Origin of the sequence: Lapidilactobacillus wuchangensis (assembly GCF_003946645.1) — a bacterium.
In the GTDB taxonomy this organism is placed as follows: domain Bacteria; phylum Bacillota; class Bacilli; order Lactobacillales; family Lactobacillaceae; genus Lapidilactobacillus; species Lapidilactobacillus wuchangensis.
In genome coordinates this window covers 1-18,803 of the sequence record NZ_RHOU01000021.1, presented here as the reverse complement: position 1 = coordinate 18,803, position 18,803 = coordinate 1, and the positions used below count along the sequence as shown (strand labels likewise).

Here is an 18,803-nt window from a genome sequence, read left to right as displayed (position 1 = left end):
CGAGCCTTTGTCTAATTGCTAAAGCAATAAGACAAATTTGGCGGCTGACAACCACGCCCTCCATTCCGTCTGGAGTTAATGTTGTTCGCCGTATTTTTGTTAGCTGTTAAGGCAATTGTAGTGGGTTAAATCAACTTGATCTGAATTCTGATCACAACTTAATAGTGCAACACAAAGTTTGTTTGCCAGTTCGTTTCTGAATTTAGCTGGCCAGAAATTTTGTCAATCGGGTTTATTAGTTGTCATCAATCTGTTTTTCTAAATAGTGATGTTCTACTCTGTTAGTTTACACAGGTGGTGGCTGAACGATTGGCGTCAGCTGTGACATAAGGCTGTGACACAAGTCAGATATTTGCTGAAACCTTGCAATAACAGCATTGATTACCAGCAAAGATAAAGTGCACTAACTCAACTCCAGACGGCGTGGAGGGATCTTGGCGTCAGCTGCCAAATTGTTCTTAGTGGCTGGGCCACTTAGTACAAGACTTGTATCTGAGACAATTTGGTTTCTAATTGGCTCAGATCAACGTCGGCCGCGTTCCACGCCAAGCAGCCCGGAACAGAGTCAGACGCCATTCTGTTTTTTGCACTTATATCACGGACGGCCACACCACTTAACACAAAAAAGCAACTTCAACATCAACAATGTCAAAGCTGCCTGATTAAATTTTTAACGAATAACTAATACTGAAACCGGTGAATGCTTGACCATATAGGCAGCTTCACTGCCAATCTGAGTCAGCTCAGTTTCTTTTTTAGACTTAGCACCAATAATCAACAAGTCTGGTTTCACACTAGGAATAACTTCTCTAACAATGGCTGCACCTGGTTTACCATCAGCAATAATTGTCTTAACGTTTTTCACGCCACGCTTTTCGGCTTCGTAGCGATACTCTTCCAGATGAATTTCTAAATTCTTATGCTGCACTTGAACGTAATCATCATCCAAATCCTGATAAACATTCATGGCATCTATATCCCAAACTGACACAATTGTCAGTCCCAAATGTTGTTCTTGTGCATAATGAACGGCATAATCAAAAGCAATTGCTGAGTAATCTGAATCGTCAACACCAACTAATATGTTCTTGAAATAAACACCCTTACTTGCTATCGTCATAATCGTTATTCCCCCTTTGCTGTTATTTTACAACAAAAGTTAGAATAAACCCTTAACTGACTCCCAGACAATCTGAGCATTTAAAATCGTTAGCCCAATCGTGCAGACCCAAGCTAAGATTGTGACCCATTTATGGTTGACGAAACGTTCACCCATAATTTTCTTCGATCCTGTGAAAATTGTTAAAGGAATCATTGAAATAGGTAAAGCAATTGACAAGAAGACCTGTGAGTTAACTAGTAAGGCATCAAGTGCAGATTCCTTACCACGATACATAATCGCACAAATCAAAACTGGAATAACGGAAATAATCCGGGTAACCATCCGCCGGGCCCATAAAGGCATCTTCATGTGGATGAAACCTTCCATAACAACTTGTCCAGTTAAAGTCCCAGTGATAGTTGAGTTCTGGCCAGATGCTAACAAAGCCACAGCAAATAGCACTGATAAAACAGGTGACGCAACTGAACCAGCCATTTTAGGATCTTGTAAGGCGTTATATAAGTTACCAAAAGTACCTAATTGTGAGGTATCTTTACCGAAGAATAAAGCAGCACCGACTAACAATAACAAACTGTTAACAACAAAAGCAGCTGTTAATTGGATATTAGAATCCCAAGTTGTGTATTTAATTGCCTTAGCCACATCAGCTTCATTATTACGATCAAACTCACGTGTTTGCGCAATTGATGAGTGTAAGTACAAATTATGCGGCATGACAGTGGCCCCGACAATCCCTAAAGCCATATGCAATTGCCCTGGTTCAAAGATTTCTTTACGTGGGACCAAATTAGCAAATGCGGCAGCCATATCTGGTTGTGCTAAAGCAACTTGATAAATGAAAACGACCAAAATAACTAAAATTAAGGTCACAACAATGGCTTCAATTTTACGGAAACCTAGTTTGGTCAATAATAGTAAGACGAACACATCAAGAACGGTTAAAGCGACACCGATCATTAATGGAATCCCAAACAATAATTTCAGAGAAATCGCACCACCAATAACTTCAGCGATATCAGTCGCCATGATGGCTAATTCAGTGGTGATCCATAAAACAAAACCTAGCTTTTTACCAGTATGAGCCCGGGTAGCTTGTGCTAAGTCCATTCGCGTCACAATCCCAAGTTTAGCTGCCATGTATTGCAACAGCATCGCAATTAAACTTGATATTAAGATGACGGACATTAGTAAGTAGCCGTATTCGGCACCACCACCGATTGAGGTGACCCAGTTACCAGGATCCATATAACCGACGGCAATTAATGCGCCCGGTCCTGAAAACGCTAGTAAATTTTTCCAGAAATTACCACCCTTGGGAATTTCGACGGTTCCGTTGATCTCTTCTAGACTTGGCCCGTTTGCATACTCGATTAGCTTATGATGCTCTGGGTGTTGATTTGATTCTGCCATGCTCTCCAATCCCTTCTCTTCATGAACTCCTGTCCTATATTGTACTCCTCTTTTAAATAATGTGAAGATAAATTTTAGGCCGGCCAAACCATTTACTTTCAGAAAAGCTTATCGTTTAAAAAGGAAATTTACAGTTCTGACATTAAAAATGAGCGGTCATATTGCCCATCAGATTGAGCTCATTTCAGAAACTCACCAGGCTAACCACTGGAAATCATGATATTACCAACGCTTATCAAAAATGACCACAAAAAAACTATCCCTCAGTAAACAAACTGAAATGGATAGTTTTGTCATTTTAGGTCATTGTTTAATCAATTGGCACCAGTTATGGGACCATTTAATTTTTTAATCATTAGTATCATTCAAAGCAATTGTTTGTTAACAATTAATCGTAATGACTTTAGTTACCTACACTATAGTTAGGGGCTTCTTTAGTGATTTGAACATCATGAGGATGTGATTCACGCAAGCCAGCACCAGTAATGCGAACGAATTGGGCATTATCATTTAACGCTTTAATTGTTGGGGCACCAACATAGCCCATGCCGGAACGTAAACCACCGACCATTTGATAGATCACGTCAGCTAATGGTCCCTTGTAAGCCACGCGGCCTTCAATACCTTCTGGAACTAACTTATCAGCTTCATTAACACCTGATTGGAAATAACGATCAGATGAGCCATGAGACATTGCTGCTAACGAACCCATACCACGATAAGTCTTGAAACGACGGCCTTGGAAAATTTCAAATTCACCAGGCGCTTCGTCAGTCCCAGCTAACATACTGCCTAACATCACTGCTGAACCACCAGCAGCCAAAGCTTTAACAATATCGCCAGAGAATTTGATCCCACCATCAGCGATAATGGCTTTGCCACGCTTGCGAGCTTCAGAAGCAGCGTCATAAATTGCGGTGATTTGTGGCACACCAACACCAGCAACGATTCGAGTTGTACAAATTGAACCTGGGCCAATGCCGACTTTAACCACATCGACACCAGCATCAAACAAAGCAGCAGTCCCCTCAGCAGTGGCAACATTCCCAGCGATTAAAGTTTGCTTAGGGAAAGCAGCCCGAATTTCACTGATTTTCCGTAAAACACCAGCGGAATGACCGTGGGCAGTGTCAATAATAATCGCATCAGCGCCAGCATCAAATAATGCTTGAGCCCGTTCAAAAGTATCAGAAGTAACACCAACGGCCGCAGCTACTAATAAACGGCCATGGCTATCCTTGGCTGAGTTGGGATATTGTTTAACATTTTCAATATCTTTAATCGTAATTAAGCCGCTTAAACGACCAGCATCATCAACTAAAGGTAATTTTTCAATACGGTGTTGTTGTAAAATACGTTCAGCTTCTTCTAATGAAGTGCCCTTCTTAGCAGTGACTAATTCATCGTCAGTCATTACTTTAGCAACTGGTGAAGCCCAATCAGTCACGAAACGTAAATCACGATTGGTCACGATCCCAATTAATTCAAGGTTGTCTGCAGCTTTAACTACTGGCACACCACTGATTCGATAGCGGCGCATCAACTTTTCAGCTTCGCTAACAGGTTGTTCTGGCGTAATGAAAAACGGATCAGAAATGACGCCACTTTCAGAACGCTTCACCTTGCGCACTTCATCGGCCTGTTGTTCAATACTCATGTTCTTATGAATAACGCCTAAACCACCTTGACGCGCCATGGCAATCGCCAAACCAGATTCCGTCACGGTATCCATGCTAGCACTGAGAATTGGGACGTTTAAGTGAAGATTAGCGGCTAAATCAACTGATAAATCAACATCATGTGGTAAAACATGACTTTCTGCCGGGATTAATAACACATCATCAAACGTTAAGCCTTCTTTTGCAAATTTTGTTTCCCAATTACTCATTACAACAGCCTCCAGAAATTATTTTTATCTTTTAAGTTAGCATAGTAAACTAGTCAGGTCAATGACCTTATGAATAATAAGTGTAAAAAGTTTGCAACTATTCAGATAATTTTGGTTACTTGCTGACGTGACAAAGTTCAAAAACAGAACGGGTTCTGACTGCATTCCGGGCTGCTTGGCGTGGAACGCGGCCGGCATTGATTTGAGCTTATTGCTGCGCAACAATCTCAAATACAAGCCTTATCGTAAGTGCTAAAGCACCAAACGTGTTCGGGGCGACAAATGGCTATGCCTAACTTAATTATTTGCTCGATCGGCACTGCCGCTCAATCAAATAATTGAAGTTATACTACGCCAAAAGTGCGTCGCCCCTCACACTCTAATAATTTGGCGGCTGACGCCAAGATCCCTCCATTCCGTCTGGAGTTGAGTTAGTACATTTCATATTTGTTAGTGTTTGAGACAGTGGAAGCAAGATTTATCAACTCAATTCAATCAGTAATAATAGTTAAGTAGTATGAAAAGTCGGTGTGACAATTCCAATTTTTCAATAGAGGTTGTCACACCGACTTTGTATCATCACAATCTGTTTCAGCCAAATAGTGGTGCTCAGTTTTGCTAATTTAATTCAGGCAGGGGCCCAGCGATTGGCGTCAGCTGTGAAATTATTCTTAGCAATTTATTGCTTAGAATAAGCCTCGTATTTGAGATTATTGCGCTAGCAATAAGCTCAAATCGACGGCCACAGCGTTCCACGCCCATAAAATCGCTGGGCCCCTGCCGCGCTCAACTAGGGACAGACCAAACGCATCTCTCAACAAGTAAGCATATTCTTGGGCCCACGTGCCGTTTTGGCGTAAGATGATGGCACCACAGATAGGGTTCTTTCGCTATTTGGCTAGTCAGGATTAAGAAGGGAGTTGTTTTGCGATGATGACCATGATGGATTCTTACAGTTGGGGCGGTATGATTTTTTGGTCAGTTTTACTATTAGTTGTCATTGTTTTACTCGTGATTGCCGTGGCTTATTTACTTTGGAAAGTCAATCATCTGAATAATCAGATCGTTGAGTTGGAAAATCAACAGCGGCATCCCGATCATTAAAAACAGCCAACAAAAAATTCCCGTTAGCAGGAACAATACCTGTTGCGGGAATTTTTTTGCTGATTAATCTTACATCAAACGTCCTTTAATATGATAGCGACGACGGAATAAGTAGCGGCCACCATAAGCCAAGGCGGCAACTAAGAAGTAACCATAAGCTGGTAGAACTGGGTTCAAAGCTGGGGTAACGACAGTCATAAAGCTGATCAAGACCATGACGGCGAACACACCAACGACGGATAAAAGAATCACGCGCCACAAAGGCTGCTTTTTCTTCTTATCGTCAGCGTCGGCATTTTGCTCATCAGCGGTTGACTTGTTTTTGTTACGGCGAGCATCCATATTGTCGGTGAACCAAGTCAGCAAGAAACCAAAGGCAATTGACATGACAATCAAGGTTCCTAAGCCGGAGTTAGCAGCAGTACTGGTTTGTTTCTTCATGAAGAGTCCCATTAAACCAAAGACAGCGGCTAAGATCACTAAATATAATAATGACCAGTCAACTGAACGCATCCAGTATTTCAAAGTAATTGGTTTTGCTGGGGCGTGAATAATGTTTTCAACTTTAACAGTTGGCGCACCATAAAGTTGATTAGCCGGTTGCCCAGTTCGTTGCGCTTTAATAATTTCTGGTAAAAAACCATTGATTTTGGCATCTGCATCTTCTGGCGCATAACCAGCTTCAACTAATAATTTGTGCATTTTAAAAATGTAGTCAGTGTTCTTATTAGTTAATTCAGCGCGCATTTCGGTGGTCGACATGGTGGCCACATCTTTGAACGTCACTTGGCGCGCGCGATTCTTGGCTTGGCGAGCACTGGCCTTCTGGTTGCGCTCAGCATTAGAAGGCGCCTCTGAATTTGCTTCGGTCGTTTCTGTTGCTTTTTCTGTTGTTGCTGCTTCTGTTGCTGATGATTCAGCAGATTGATCAGTCGATGATGCGGTGGCTGGCTGCTTAGGTTCAGCTGCTGACTCGCTTGATGCAGTCGTCTGATCAGTCGTTTTCTGTTGTTTTTCTTCGTTAGATTCCACTAAAAAATCGCTCCCTGTTAAATTTTTCCGAGATTAAACATTGAACCGGAATTCAATAATGTCACCATCTTGAACCACATATTCTTTACCTTCAGAACGCAAACGGCCAGCTTCACGAACTGCTTGCATGCTGCCGTAGTGATCTAAATCAGCAAAGGATATTGTTTCGGCACGAATAAAACCACGCTCAAAGTCAGAATGGATAATGCCGGCAACTTGTGGTGCTTTCATGCCGCGCTTGAAAGTCCAAGCCCGCGTTTCCTTGCCACCTGCTGTGAAGAAGGTTGCCAAACCTAATAAGGCGTATGACGCTTGAATCAATCGATCCAAGCCTGATTCACTAACCCCTTCAGCAGCCAAGAAATCCTTCTTGTCATCGTCATCAAGCTCAGCAATTTCCTCTTCTGTTTTAGCAGAAATGCCTAATGCTTGGGCGCCTTCTTTTTGAGCGTAGTCACGCACAACTTGGTAGTATTGATCACTGTCAGGATCAGCCATTGATTCTTCAGCAATGTTGGCCACATACAGCACTGGCTTAGCTGTTAATAAGAATAAGCCTTTAACGATTTTAGTTTGATCCTCATCAAATTCCAATGAGCGCACTGGTTGGCCGTCTTCCAAGGCTGGCTTGATTTTATCCAAAACAGCTAATTCGGCAACAGCTTCTTTGTCGCGGGTTCGAGCAACTTTCTTCACCCGTTCGTAACGCTTGTTAATGCTGTCTAAATCGGCTAAAACTAATTCTAAATTGATTGTTTCAATATCATCCAAGGGATCAACGGTCCCAGTAACACTGGTGATTTCATCATCAGCGAATGCCCGCACTACATGAATAATGGCATCGACTTGGCGAATGTTCTCTAAGAACTTATTCCCTAAACCTTCACCCTTGCTGGCACCTTTAACGATGCCGGCAATATCAGTGAATTCAAAGGTGGTATGAATAATCTTCTTCGCAGGAATCAATTCATCAATTCGTGCTAATCGTTTGTCAGGCACTTCGACCATCCCCACATTAGGGTCAATGGTTGCGAATGGATAGTTCGCCATTTCGGCACCTGCTTTAGTAATGGCGTTGAAAAGTGTTGACTTCCCAACGTTAGGTAATCCAACAATACCAGCTGTTAATGACATGATAAACTTCCTTTGTTAATTATTTGGTCGCTTAATTTCTGTTAATGGTAAATATTCAGGTTCCTGACTAGCATCAACGTCTGCTGCTAGTTGGACGACTTTTTTCAACTTCTTGGTAAAGTCGCGTCGTGGTAGCATCACAATGTGACCACAACCTAAGCAACGGATCTTGATATCGGCACCTAAGCGAATAATTTCCCAACGATTAGTCCCACATGCATGGGGCTTTTTCATTTGCACAATATCACCTAAATCAAACATAATCTCACTCCGTTCTAATCTAAGTGGAGATGCATCATTTCTAAAATCCGATTTAAATCATCCGTGGATGAATAATTGATCTCGATTTTACCAGCACCCTTTTTATTGCCGTCAATCTTAACTTTGGTCCCTAATTGGTCAACCAAGGCATTTTCCGTAGCCACAATAAACGGTGATTTGGGTTGATGTTGTTTGCTTGCCTTAGGTTTATCAGTATTTAATTGCAGCACTAATTGTTCAAGCTGACGCACGGTTAAATTGTCGGCTAAAGCTTTCTTGGCCACTTGATCAATTTGTTCTTTCCGCTTCAGGCTCAACAAAGTGCGGGCTTGGCCCATAGATAATTGGCCGGCTTGCAAATATTTCTTGGTTTGCTCTGGTAACGTCAATAACCGCAAGTAGTTGGCAATATAAGGCCGACTTTTACCAATGCGTTCGGAAACCTCTTCTTGAGTTAAGGCCAACTTCTTAATTAAAGTTTGGTACGCCTCAGCTTCTTCCAATGGTGTTAAATCTTCGCGCTGTAAGTTTTCCAGCACGGCGATTTCCATCATTTGAGTTTCATCAATTTGGCGGACAATGGCGGGAATTGTGTCTTTCCCAGCCATTTTGCTGGCGCGGAACCGCCGTTCACCGGCAATAATCTCGTAACCATTAATACTCTTGCGTAAAATAATCGGTTGGAAAACACCACTTTGTTTGATGGAATTAGCTAATTCTTGTAATGCTTCTTCATCGAAAGTTTTCCGTGGTTGATAAGGATTAGGGCGGATTTCAGCCAGTGGTAATTCTTCAACGGTCTCTTTATCAGTGCTTAAAGCATCATAATCTGAGAAAATCGCGTCAATGCCACGGCCTAACCCTTTGGAATTTTTATTGGTCGCCATTAGCCTTCATAACCTCCTTCGCTAAGGAAATATAGACTTCTGCACCCCGTGATTTGGGATCGTAATCAATAATTGGTAAGCCATAACTTGGTGCTTCGGCCAAACGAGTAATGCGCGGAATCACAGTATGATAAACGCGCTCACGGAAAGTCTTCCGCACTTCTTCAATGACTTCGGCACCGAGATTGGTCCGGGCATCGTACATCGTTAACAGCACGCCCTCAATATCTAAGTGATCATTGAAGTGCTTCTGGACTAAGCGGACGGTATTTAATAATTGACTCAGACCCTCCAAGGCATAGTACTCACTTTGAACCGGAATAATAATCGAATCACTGGCTGTAAAAGCGTTGATTGAAAGTTGGCCTAAAGATGGTGGACAATCAATTAAAATGTAATCGTATTGATCTTTCACTTCACGTAAACCGGCTTCCAAGCGTTGTTCCCGTGCCATTTGGGAAGTCAATTCGATTTCGGCACCAGCTAATTGAATCGTCGCCGGGACTACATCCAAGTTCACGCGTTTGGTGTGGTAAGTGGCAACTTTAACTGGTAATTCGTTGATCAGAACGTCGTAAACATCTTTGGAAACATCTGATTTTTTAATACCCAAGCCACTTGTCGCGTTACCTTGAGGATCAATATCAACAATTAAGACTCGTTTGCCAGCCTGATTTAAGCAAGCACCAAGATTGATGGTGGTTGTGGTTTTGCCAACCCCACCTTTTTGATTAGCAATTGAAATAATTTTAACCATTTAGTTCTCCTCTTTAGGTGCCGACGAGGGTTTGGCTGCAGTCGGCGCTTCCGTAACATGGACTGTAATTGAGATTTGATAAACATCGTTTGCCAGTTGATCTTGCACTTCAACTTGGGCACCACTGGCTTCAATTAATTGAATTGATTTTTTTAAGGTGTTTTTAGCTAAGCGTAAATCGGGATTGCCAACGTGTTGGCGCTGAGGTTTTGCTTTAGCTTTCGGTTTAGCGTCGGCACCAGTTTCAGACGTGGCTGTAGTTGGTGTTTGACTCAACCGTTTAATTAACGCGTCAGTTTGCGTCACCGTTAAATTATCGGTCAAGATTTGCTTCAAGACAATTGCTTGTGTCGTGGCGTCTAATTTCAAAAGTGCCCGCCCATGACGTGCCGAAATCTTGCCATTGACTAATGCTTGTAAAGCTTCGTCTGGCAATCTTAGCAAACGTAACTTATTGGCAATGTACGATTGGCTTTTACCAACGCGATCAGCTAATTGGCCTTGCGTCAGTTCACTATTTTGCAATAGATTTTGGTAGGCGCGGGCCTCATCAACGGGATTCAAGTCTTCACGTTGTAAATTCTCAATCACGGCCATTTCCGCAGATTCTTGCTCATCCATTTGATCAATGATCGCTGGGATTTTCCGCCAGCCTAATGCTTGAACAGCTCGAAACCGGCGTTCACCGGCAATAATTTCATAATGATCAGGTTCGTATTGACGTAACACAATTGGCTGTAATAAACCGTGAGCAGCAATTGTGTCGGCCAATTCGCTAATTGATTCATTACTGAATTGCTTGCGCGGCTGTTGGCGATTAGGTACGATTTGTTTCAAAACAATTTCTTGAACTTGCCGTGGCGCATTGGCAGGCGTGGCTGACTCATCTTCTGATGGCATAGTTGGTGTTACGGTCGCCGCATCAACGGTCGGATTTGTTTTTTTCTTGCGACTAAAGAACGGCATAATTTGCTCCCCTCAACTTCACTTGATAATTAAACATGATCGATCAACGGTGCCTTACTAATCGTGCCAGGCTTGCGTGGATAGGTCTTTGGCGTTTCTTTGGTTTTCTTAATGATCATGATGGTTCGTGGATCTTCAGTCTGTGGCAGCGTTAATTGTTTAACTGCCTCAACTTTACCACCTAAAGTTTTGATTGCATAATCAGCTTCAGCCAATTCCTGCTCACCCTTACTACTCTTCATGGCGATGAAATAGCCACCTTTTTTAACCAAAGGCAAACACAATTCAGCCAAAACTGGCATGCTCGCGACCGCCCGAGCAGTAACGACATCATAACTTTGCCGATGCGTTGACCGCTTACTACCGAAATCTTCGGCGCGACTATGATAAAAGGCTACTTGCTCCAAGTTCAATTTAGCCGCTAAATCCTGCAAAAAACGAATCCGTTTATTTAAAGAATCAACAATGCTGACTTGTAATTGGGGAAAAGCAATCTTAACTGGTAACGATGGAAAACCGGCGCCAGCGCCAACATCCAATAATGATAGCGGCTCAGTTTGCAGCTGTGGGAAAACCATTGCTAAGGTCAATGAGTCATAGAAATGTTTTAAATAAACCTCAGCCTCAGCAGTAATTGCCGTTAAATTAACGTGTTCGTTAGTTTGAACAAGGAATTGATAATAGTCAGCAAATTGCTGCATTTGGCTGGCTGTCAACTCAATTTGTCGTTGTGCCAAAACTGCTTGAAATTCATCTGGTAACATTTACTCGCCTCACTTTCCGTGAAACACTCGTTTGTTTCACACACTCCCTTTTACTTTACCGAAAATAGCGTTATTTTGCAATATGCTATAGGAAATAATTGCATTTACTTTCCAGTGAAATTCAAGAATATGAAGCGAAGTTCAAACCCGTTAAACCTTGGTTAAGATGCTGAAACCGGACTGGTTTTGACTCCATTACGGGCTTGCTGGTCGTGGAACGCGGCCGGCATCGATTTGAGCTTATTGCTGCGCAACAATCTCAAATACGAGCCTTTGTCTAATTGCTAAAGCAATAAGACAAATTTGGCGGCTGACAACCACGCCCTCCATTCCGTCTGGAATGGAGTTAGTGCATTTTACCATTGTTAGATATTAAGGCAATTGTAGTGAGATCAATCAACTTAATTTAAGTTGTAATAACAATTGAATAGTAGTACCCAAAAGTCTGTTTGACAGTTATCTGATTTAACCCAGAGAACTTGCCAAACAGACTTATTAGTTTACTACAATCTGTTTTTCTAACGAGTAATGCACAACTCTGTTAGTTTCATCAGGTGGTTGCTGAGCGATTGGCGCCTAAGTTCACTAGTATTGCCTTGATATCGACCAAATCTAAAGTGGCCCGAATTAACTCAAAACGCAGTGGAGGCCGCCGGGTTGTCAGGCGTGAAATTATCCTTGGCGATTTATCGCTTAGGATAAGGCTCGTATTGGAGATTGTTGCGTTAGCAATAAGCTCAAATCGATGGACACAGGGTTCCACGCCCTCTAAATCACCCAGCAACCACCCTTCCGACTGGGGTAGACTTAACACTATTTTGTGTCCAATCAAACTTCGTATGATTGGACACAAAAACACCACTTCTGGGCAGGAAGTGGTGTTGGTCTCATTTTATCTTGGGAGGAGTAAAATGAAAAAAGTAATGAAGAAATTAGCAATTTGGGTTTTAGGGTTTTGGAGTAGAAAGCTTTGCGCGAAGCAATTAAGTAACTTTCTATATTGACTACTATAAGCGTTGCCTATGATGAAATCGTGGCTTAAAAATGTTCGTTTAGCGAATTAATCATGACGAAAGTTTGAAGCTACTTTTTTAACGCCAATTTTTCAATGACTTCAGCAACACCATCATCATCGTTGCTAGCTGTTACAAAATCGGCTTGCTGTTTAGCTATTTCGCTACCATTGGCCATTGCCACTGCGGTACCGGCAAAGGCAAACATCGGTAAATCATTTTGTTCATCGCCAACGGCCATAATTTCTGCAGCGTTGAGTTGTAATTTAGTGGCTAAATCTTGTAGGGCTTGACCCTTGTTGACACCAGCACTCATGACTTCTAAGAAGTTGGCCGCCGCCCGTACCACATACAATTGTTGACCAAAAGCTTGTTCAACTAATGGAGCTGCCTCATCCAATAGCGTCTTTTCACCAACAAACAGGCCCTTAGCAATTTCGAAATCATGCGGTAATTCTGCTGGTTCCCGAATCAAAATACCGGCCTGATTTTCCCAAGCTTGAACAACTGTAATCGGATCAACATCGTGATCAGCCGTATAAATCTGACTATCCGGTGCCAAAACATTAAAGGGAATGTGATGTGCTTGCCCAAAACTAGTTAATTCGCGATAAAGCTGATTATTGATGACATGCCGTGCCACGATCTGACCAGTTAAATCTTCAATGACGGCGCCGTTATAAGTGATTACGTACTGATTGGCTCCAGACAATGCCAGTTGATCTAAATAATGTTGTAATCCAGCTAGTGGCCGTCCGGAACAAAGCACCACCTTGATGCCTTGTGCTAGTGCGCGTTGAACTGCTTGGTAAGTTTGCGGCGTGATCTCACCGCGAGAATTTAATAGGGTGTCATCCACATCTAATGCAATTAACCGAATTGCCATTCCTCTATTACCTCCGAAAAAAATTAATCTTGCTCTTGCACCAAATAAGGTATCATATTCAACTGAACTAGTAGGGACATTTCTACAAGTAACTGCGCCGTTTTTCAACTTTTGCGACGCTAACACTTTAAGAACTATGCTATGCTAAGCGTATGTAATTATCGAATTTGAGGTGACTTTAATGACCATTACCCACGAAACCGTGCAACTTTTACCGCGCTTGCCTTTTAAATATTACGAACACGATCCTTTAACTTCGATTGATGTAGCACCACATTGGCATGAAGGCATTGAACTAAATTATTTATTGGCTGGCGATGAGCTGCATTTTGTCACTGACGGTCAAACCACCTTGTATCATCCCGGTGATTTGTGGGCGATCAATCGCCGCGTTGTGCACAGTGCTACTGGTAGTGCAACTGCAGACTGGCAGGAATTCGGTTTAATTATTGATGATGATTTCCTGCAAGAACAGTTGCCAGCAAGCAGTAACTGGCAGGTCACTTTGGCTGGTGAACATTCGGCCATTGATGCGCCGGAAGCTTACCAAGAAATTCGCCAAGAGCTATTAGCCATTCGCACGCTAATCCAACAAGGCCTTTCTGACACCCGGCGCTTATTGATTATGAGTCACTTGTACCGGATTATTGTGGCCCTAGACGATCATTACACAGTGCCGATCAATACCCAGAAAATTAGTCCCAACTCAAATCTGACTGACTCAGTGATGACCTACATCAACCAACACTTCGCTGAAGAATTGACTGGTACGCATTTGGCCAAGCAATTTCACGTTTCGTTAACGACACTTAATCAGCAATTCAACAAGAACTTGCAGATGTCGATCAGTCATTATATTCGTTTGGTGCGTCTGATGAATGCGCGGCGCCTGTTGCTAGAAACCAATCAGAAAGTGACCTTTATTGCCAGCAGCAGTGGTTTTGCCAATGACAAAACTCTAAACCGCAATTTTAAAGCTTGGAAGGGCCTAACACCTGGTGAATATCGTCAAGCCTATGCGCGCTACCACCAAAAATAAGCCTGTCAGCTTTCAAAATTGTCCTAACGGCATTAATAAATCATGCTAATCTACTCTTTGAATCAGTTGAATTGATTCAAGGAGGTTTTTTATTTGTTACGTAGACGACGGACTAACCCAACTAGTAAAAACCCCGAGTTAATTTTGATTACGGTGCTTAGCTTGTCGCTAGTTAGCGGCGTGACTAGTCTGATCACTGGCATTTTGCCGCAATTACAGCAAGCTTTCCCTGACGTTTCGGCGACTTTAATTGAGTGGTTAGTGACCTGTGCCAACCTGAGTGCCTTAGTGACGCTGCTGCTTAATGCGAAGTTGACGCAACGTTTCGGTAATCGCCGCGTCATCATTAGCGGCCTGTTGCTGAGTGCCTTGGCTGGTAGTTGGCCTTTCTTTAGTCAAGGCTTCTGGGAAATCATGCTCAGTCGTATTATCTTAGGTTTCGGCGTTGGCCTCTTTTCACCGCACGCTATTAGCTTGATTGCTCAATTATACCAAGGCGATTTGCGGGCCCGACTTCTTGGCTATCAAACCGGCCTGTCAGCGTTAGGCAACGCACTCTTTCTGCTGGGCGCCAGTCTCTTAGTCGCTCAGAATTGGCAGCAAATCTTCTTGCTTTATTTAGTCTTAGTCATCAACGCTTTACTGGCAATTTATTGGTTGCCAGCAGTCACTCCCGCTGCTAAAACGGCTACTCGCCAGGCAACTGCTAATCCACCGTTACCACGATCAAAGTGGGCCTTACTAGGACTGACCTTCCTAACCTACCTTTTGATTTGGGGCGTCCAATTAAAGTTACCGACCCTGTTTGCCGATCGCCATTGGGGCAATGCCAAACTCATCAATCTGACGTTGGCCCTAATGAATCTTGGTGGTTTGCTGGCTGGCTTAACTTTTGGTCCGGTGCATCGGCGCTTACAACGACGGACTTTAACGTTAGGTTACGTCGGTGCTTTTCTAACGGTGGTCGGGCTGCTCTTTGCCCCTAACGCCAGCGTCGCAGTCATCATGGCTGTTGGTTTCAATTATATTTATTCTTACACCGGGCCGTATTTGGTGCTTCATGGCCAAATGGGGCTTGATCAGCAACAGATTCACCAAATGAGCAGTTGGCTGACGATCACGACCATTATTAGTGCCTTTTTTGCGCCGTTAGTTTGGAACTTATTAGGTCAGCTAGGTCCCGGAAAAACGACTGAGAATGCACTGGCTTGGGTCAGCGGCTGTCTATTAATCATTGTTATCGGCACTTGGTCCACCCTCAAAAATACAAATTAAGCAACTGGAAAGGAATTTAATCATGTCACAAACAAATCGCGAAAAAATGCATAACGGTGGTCTCTACCAACCTAGTGACCCTGAAATCGCCAAGCAACAACAATTGTGTTTAGATCGGTTATACGATTTCAATCAGACTCGCCCCTCAGAAACGGCCAAACGGCAACAATTATTACAAGAAATGTTTGCTGAAATTGGAGACGGCTGTTACTTAGAACCACCATTTCACGCTAATTTTGGCGGCTATCATGTTCATTTCGGCGACCATGTTTACGCCAACTTCAATTTAACGTTGGTTGATGATACTCATATTTATGTTGGTACCCGGACCATGATCGGCCCCAATGTGACGATTGCCACTGCTGGTCATCCGATTTTACCTGAATTGCGACGCCAAGATTATCAATACAATATGCCAGTTCATATTGGCGAAAATTGTTGGCTCGGCGCGGGCGTGATTATTTTGCCTGGAATCACCATTGGCAATAATGTGGTAATTGGCGCCGGTAGTATCGTGACGAAAGATTTGCCAGATAACGTGGTGGCAGTTGGTAATCCTTGTCACATTTTGCGGGAAGTCAACGAACATGATCGCCAATTTTATTTCAAAAATCGACAAATTGAATGGGATAATTTGTAATCATTTTTATTTAAATTGCCGCAGTTGACTGGCATAATGTAAGTAACTCTTACAAAGAAGGTCGCTGATTCAACAATGGCAACTTATTTCATCCCGATTAAAACGGCTATCTTAACTTTTCCTTTTTTAGCGCTGTTTATCGCGATTCCTTTTTTAATTTGGCAATATCGACGTTATGGCGGGCTTAGCAGTTGGCGGGCCATCACGATCTATTCGTTTATTTTCTATTTACTTTGTGCCTATTTCTTAATTATTCTGCCACTGCCCAACGTTGCTGATGTGGCCAAACTAACCACGCAACGATACAATTTAGTGCCATTTACAGCTTGGCGGGAATTCTGGCTCACCACTGTTTTTAATCCGCGCCAACCAGGTACTTGGTCAGCGGCGATTCGTCAACCCGGCTTCATTCAGCCAGTTTTTAACATTGTTTTAACGATTCCTTTTGGCGTTTATCTGCGTTATTACTTTAAACAATCCATCCCGCGGATTATTTTGTGGGGCTTTGGCTTAAGTCTGTTCTTCGAACTGACTCAATTATCGGGACTGTATGGGATTTACCCCCGGCCTTATCGTTTGTTCGACGTGGATGATCTCATTCTGAACACCAGCGGCGCGTTACTAGGCGCTTGGCTGACCCCGTTATTGGTAATGGCTTTTCCATCACGGGAAGAAATGGACGCCAAAAGTATTGCCAAAGGACAAAGAGTGACTTTCACGCGACGCTTAGTTGCTTGGCTAATTGACTTTATTATTTGCCAGCCAATTATTGTGGTCCTATTTAGCGGCCTGTTCTCATTGCTAGGTTGGCACTCGGCCAGCGACAATCACATTTTGCTTTATGCCTTAAGTTGCCTAATTGTTTTCGTATTGGTTCCTACGTGGAAACATGGCGAAACCCTTGGTAAAAAAATCGTCAAAATCGAAATTGTCTCCGCACAACAACAGCCGGTTAAATTTGGTTGGTTGTTATTACGCCAAGTATTGCTGTATGGCATTGCTTTACCTAGTTTTGCTGAAACAAATTATTTAATCACTCAGATTTTCGTGAAAATGCATCAAAGTCAGGCTAATTTTCTGCTGCTGGCGCTAAGTGGTCTGATCACTTGTTTTGTAGCAATCAACTTCATCTGGGGGTTGTTCTTCCGCCAAGGTCGATTCTTCTATGATGATTGGGCCCGAACCATGCAGATCAGTTTAACCAAGCCAGCAGCAGCAGCGCCCGCCGACGCAACTGTGTCTGAGCATGATCATCACAGTTCCAATTAATGAATCGCGTTTAAAACCGGGAAAACTAGTGAAAGTGTTGAAACAGAATTGCGTCTGACTCTGTTTCGGGCTGCTTGTCGTGGAACGCGGCCGACATTCTTTCCAACAGGGTGCGTGAATTGATTTAAGTCGCTCCCTAAGTGGGAATGGCAGGGGTGCAGCGATTTTAAGGGCGTGGAACGCTGTGGCCGTCGATTGAAGCTAATTCAAAAACCGAATTGTCTCCAATACGAGGCTTTGACTAGCTGCTAAAGCAGCAAGACAAATTTCACAGCTGCCGCCAATCGCTGAGCCCCTGCCTGAGTTAAACAGTCTAATTGAACACCACTGTTTAGAAAAACAGACGGCCACAACTAACAAAACCTGATTGACAATCTCTCTGGATAAAACTAGAGATTGTTAATCAGGTTATTTTTTGATTTCATTATTCAGATGTAACATCAGTTTAAATTTAGGTGCCGCGACCTACTAGAATTGCATCAACAACTAGCACAGATGAAGTGCTCCACATCAACTCCGGACGGAATGGAGGGCGTGGTTGTCAGCCGCCAAATTTGTGTGACATAAGTCAGATATTTGCTGCAATCTTACAATGGCTGCATTGATTATCAGCAAAAATAAAGTGAGTCACATTAACTCCAGACGACGTGGAGGGATCTTGGCGTCAGCCGCCAAATTATTGTTAGTGCTTTAGCACTTACAATAAGACCTGAATTGATGACAATTTGGTTTTTAATTGGCATCAATCAGTGTCGGCCGCGTTCCACGCCAAGCAGCCCGGAACAGAGTCAAACGCCATTCTGTTTTACTCAAAGCCGATCCGACCGCTCCGCAACTAACTATCGACGCTTAGATTTGAAAAAATCTGGTCACTATTCAGTCGCTTCAATCACAGCCAAAGCGGCATCTGGGACTGCTTCTTTTTTCATGATTTCGTAATTCGAAACGTAGGCGCCTTTTGATTTTAATTTCATGAAATAATTTCGCCGAAACTTCTTCAAGCCATCAAATTCAATCGTCCGCGATTGCCCATTTTGATCAGCGGCCAACTGTTTATAATGAGCGGTACCATAACCGTTCACACTTTCTGGATCAGTTGTTTTAATATAAACGACTTTCTCTGGTACCAGCGGATTAAAGCGGTCAACCACGCCGGCCAATTCACCGGAACTATTTCGCGTGGTAATAACCAGTCCGCCTGCTAAAATGCCCACCACTAAAATCAAACCCAAAACTACTTTAACGAATTTCTTCATGCCCAAAACGCTCCCTTTTTTATCGCAAATTGCAAGAACAAGTTAGCCACCCCATGGCACGACACCGTGAGATGAACTGTTATCTTTGATGAGTTGAGT

Annotated in this window: 17 protein-coding genes; 5 read left to right on the top strand and 12 right to left on the bottom strand. The window is 43.0% G+C overall.

Annotated features, from left to right (window positions below; genetic code table 11):
• Positions 1 to 670: 670 nt before the first annotated feature.
• The 3 genes from EKM82_RS10805 to guaB form a co-directional block, all read right to left on the bottom strand.
• Complete coding sequence (locus EKM82_RS10805) at positions 671 to 1,120, bottom strand: universal stress protein (protein ID WP_125769302.1); 450 nt, start codon at positions 1,118 to 1,120, stop codon at positions 671 to 673.
• Between the two features lie 39 nt (positions 1,121 to 1,159).
• On the bottom strand, positions 1,160 to 2,533 hold the full coding sequence (locus EKM82_RS10800; protein WP_125769299.1) for an Nramp family divalent metal transporter: 1,374 nt from the start codon (positions 2,531 to 2,533) through the stop codon (positions 1,160 to 1,162).
• Positions 2,534 to 2,936: 403 nt separating this feature from the next.
• Positions 2,937 to 4,421 (bottom strand): IMP dehydrogenase, encoded by a 1,485-nt coding sequence (gene guaB / locus EKM82_RS10795; RefSeq protein ID WP_125769296.1) that lies wholly within the window; start codon positions 4,419 to 4,421, stop codon positions 2,937 to 2,939.
• A gap of 930 nt (positions 4,422 to 5,351) precedes the next feature.
• Here guaB and EKM82_RS11710 point away from each other — a divergent pair.
• Positions 5,352 to 5,525: a hypothetical protein gene (locus EKM82_RS11710; protein ID WP_164508261.1), complete on the top strand. Its 174-nt coding sequence runs from the start codon at positions 5,352 to 5,354 to the stop codon at positions 5,523 to 5,525.
• A 69-nt stretch (positions 5,526 to 5,594) separates the two neighbouring features.
• On the opposite strand, the gene EKM82_RS10790 is transcribed toward EKM82_RS11710, so the two are convergent.
• From EKM82_RS10790 to EKM82_RS10755, 8 genes are all read right to left on the bottom strand, one after another.
• Complete coding sequence (locus EKM82_RS10790; RefSeq protein WP_125769293.1) at positions 5,595 to 6,557, bottom strand: DUF1129 family protein; 963 nt, start codon at positions 6,555 to 6,557, stop codon at positions 5,595 to 5,597.
• Between the two features lie 33 nt (positions 6,558 to 6,590).
• The gene (gene ychF / locus EKM82_RS10785) at positions 6,591 to 7,691 is read right to left on the bottom strand and encodes a redox-regulated ATPase YchF (RefSeq protein ID WP_125769290.1); all 1,101 of its coding nucleotides are present in this window, start codon (positions 7,689 to 7,691) and stop codon (positions 6,591 to 6,593) included.
• A gap of 15 nt (positions 7,692 to 7,706) precedes the next feature.
• Positions 7,707 to 7,952: a DUF951 domain-containing protein gene (locus EKM82_RS10780; protein WP_125769287.1), complete on the bottom strand. Its 246-nt coding sequence runs from the start codon at positions 7,950 to 7,952 to the stop codon at positions 7,707 to 7,709.
• A 14-nt stretch (positions 7,953 to 7,966) separates the two neighbouring features.
• Positions 7,967 to 8,839: a ParB/RepB/Spo0J family partition protein gene (locus EKM82_RS10775; protein WP_125769284.1), complete on the bottom strand. Its 873-nt coding sequence runs from the start codon at positions 8,837 to 8,839 to the stop codon at positions 7,967 to 7,969.
• On the bottom strand, positions 8,826 to 9,596 hold the full coding sequence (locus EKM82_RS10770; RefSeq protein WP_125649303.1) for a ParA family protein: 771 nt from the start codon (positions 9,594 to 9,596) through the stop codon (positions 8,826 to 8,828). Before EKM82_RS10770 ends, EKM82_RS10775 begins: the two co-directional genes overlap by 14 nt.
• A complete protein-coding gene (locus EKM82_RS10765; protein ID WP_318531090.1) occupies positions 9,597 to 10,562 on the bottom strand; it encodes a ParB/RepB/Spo0J family partition protein in 966 nt (321 codons plus the stop codon).
• A gap of 29 nt (positions 10,563 to 10,591) precedes the next feature.
• The gene (gene rsmG, locus EKM82_RS10760; RefSeq protein ID WP_125769281.1) at positions 10,592 to 11,326 is read right to left on the bottom strand and encodes a 16S rRNA (guanine(527)-N(7))-methyltransferase RsmG; all 735 of its coding nucleotides are present in this window, start codon (positions 11,324 to 11,326) and stop codon (positions 10,592 to 10,594) included.
• 1,083 nt (positions 11,327 to 12,409) lie between these two features.
• The gene (locus tag EKM82_RS10755; protein ID WP_125769278.1) at positions 12,410 to 13,225 is read right to left on the bottom strand and encodes a Cof-type HAD-IIB family hydrolase; all 816 of its coding nucleotides are present in this window, start codon (positions 13,223 to 13,225) and stop codon (positions 12,410 to 12,412) included.
• A gap of 181 nt (positions 13,226 to 13,406) precedes the next feature.
• On the opposite strand from EKM82_RS10755, the gene EKM82_RS10750 reads away from it, so the two are divergent.
• The 4 genes from EKM82_RS10750 to EKM82_RS10735 all read left to right on the top strand — a co-directional run bounded on the left by EKM82_RS10750 (position 13,407) and on the right by EKM82_RS10735 (position 17,448).
• Entirely contained in the window at positions 13,407 to 14,264 is an 858-nt protein-coding gene (locus tag EKM82_RS10750; RefSeq protein WP_125769275.1) for a helix-turn-helix transcriptional regulator, read from the top strand.
• A 93-nt stretch (positions 14,265 to 14,357) separates the two neighbouring features.
• Positions 14,358 to 15,539: an MFS transporter gene (locus EKM82_RS10745; RefSeq protein WP_225419729.1), complete on the top strand. Its 1,182-nt coding sequence runs from the start codon at positions 14,358 to 14,360 to the stop codon at positions 15,537 to 15,539.
• Between the two features lie 22 nt (positions 15,540 to 15,561).
• Positions 15,562 to 16,179 (top strand): sugar O-acetyltransferase, encoded by a 618-nt coding sequence (locus EKM82_RS10740; protein WP_125769272.1) that lies wholly within the window; start codon positions 15,562 to 15,564, stop codon positions 16,177 to 16,179.
• Positions 16,180 to 16,254: 75 nt separating this feature from the next.
• Positions 16,255 to 17,448, top strand: coding sequence for a VanZ family protein (locus EKM82_RS10735; protein ID WP_125769269.1), 1,194 nt, complete (start codon positions 16,255 to 16,257; stop codon positions 17,446 to 17,448).
• A gap of 872 nt (positions 17,449 to 18,320) precedes the next feature.
• Here the strand turns inward: EKM82_RS10735 and EKM82_RS10730 are convergent.
• Positions 18,321 to 18,704 (bottom strand): YxeA family protein, encoded by a 384-nt coding sequence (locus EKM82_RS10730; protein ID WP_125769266.1) that lies wholly within the window; start codon positions 18,702 to 18,704, stop codon positions 18,321 to 18,323.
• Positions 18,705 to 18,803 lie beyond the last annotated feature (99 nt).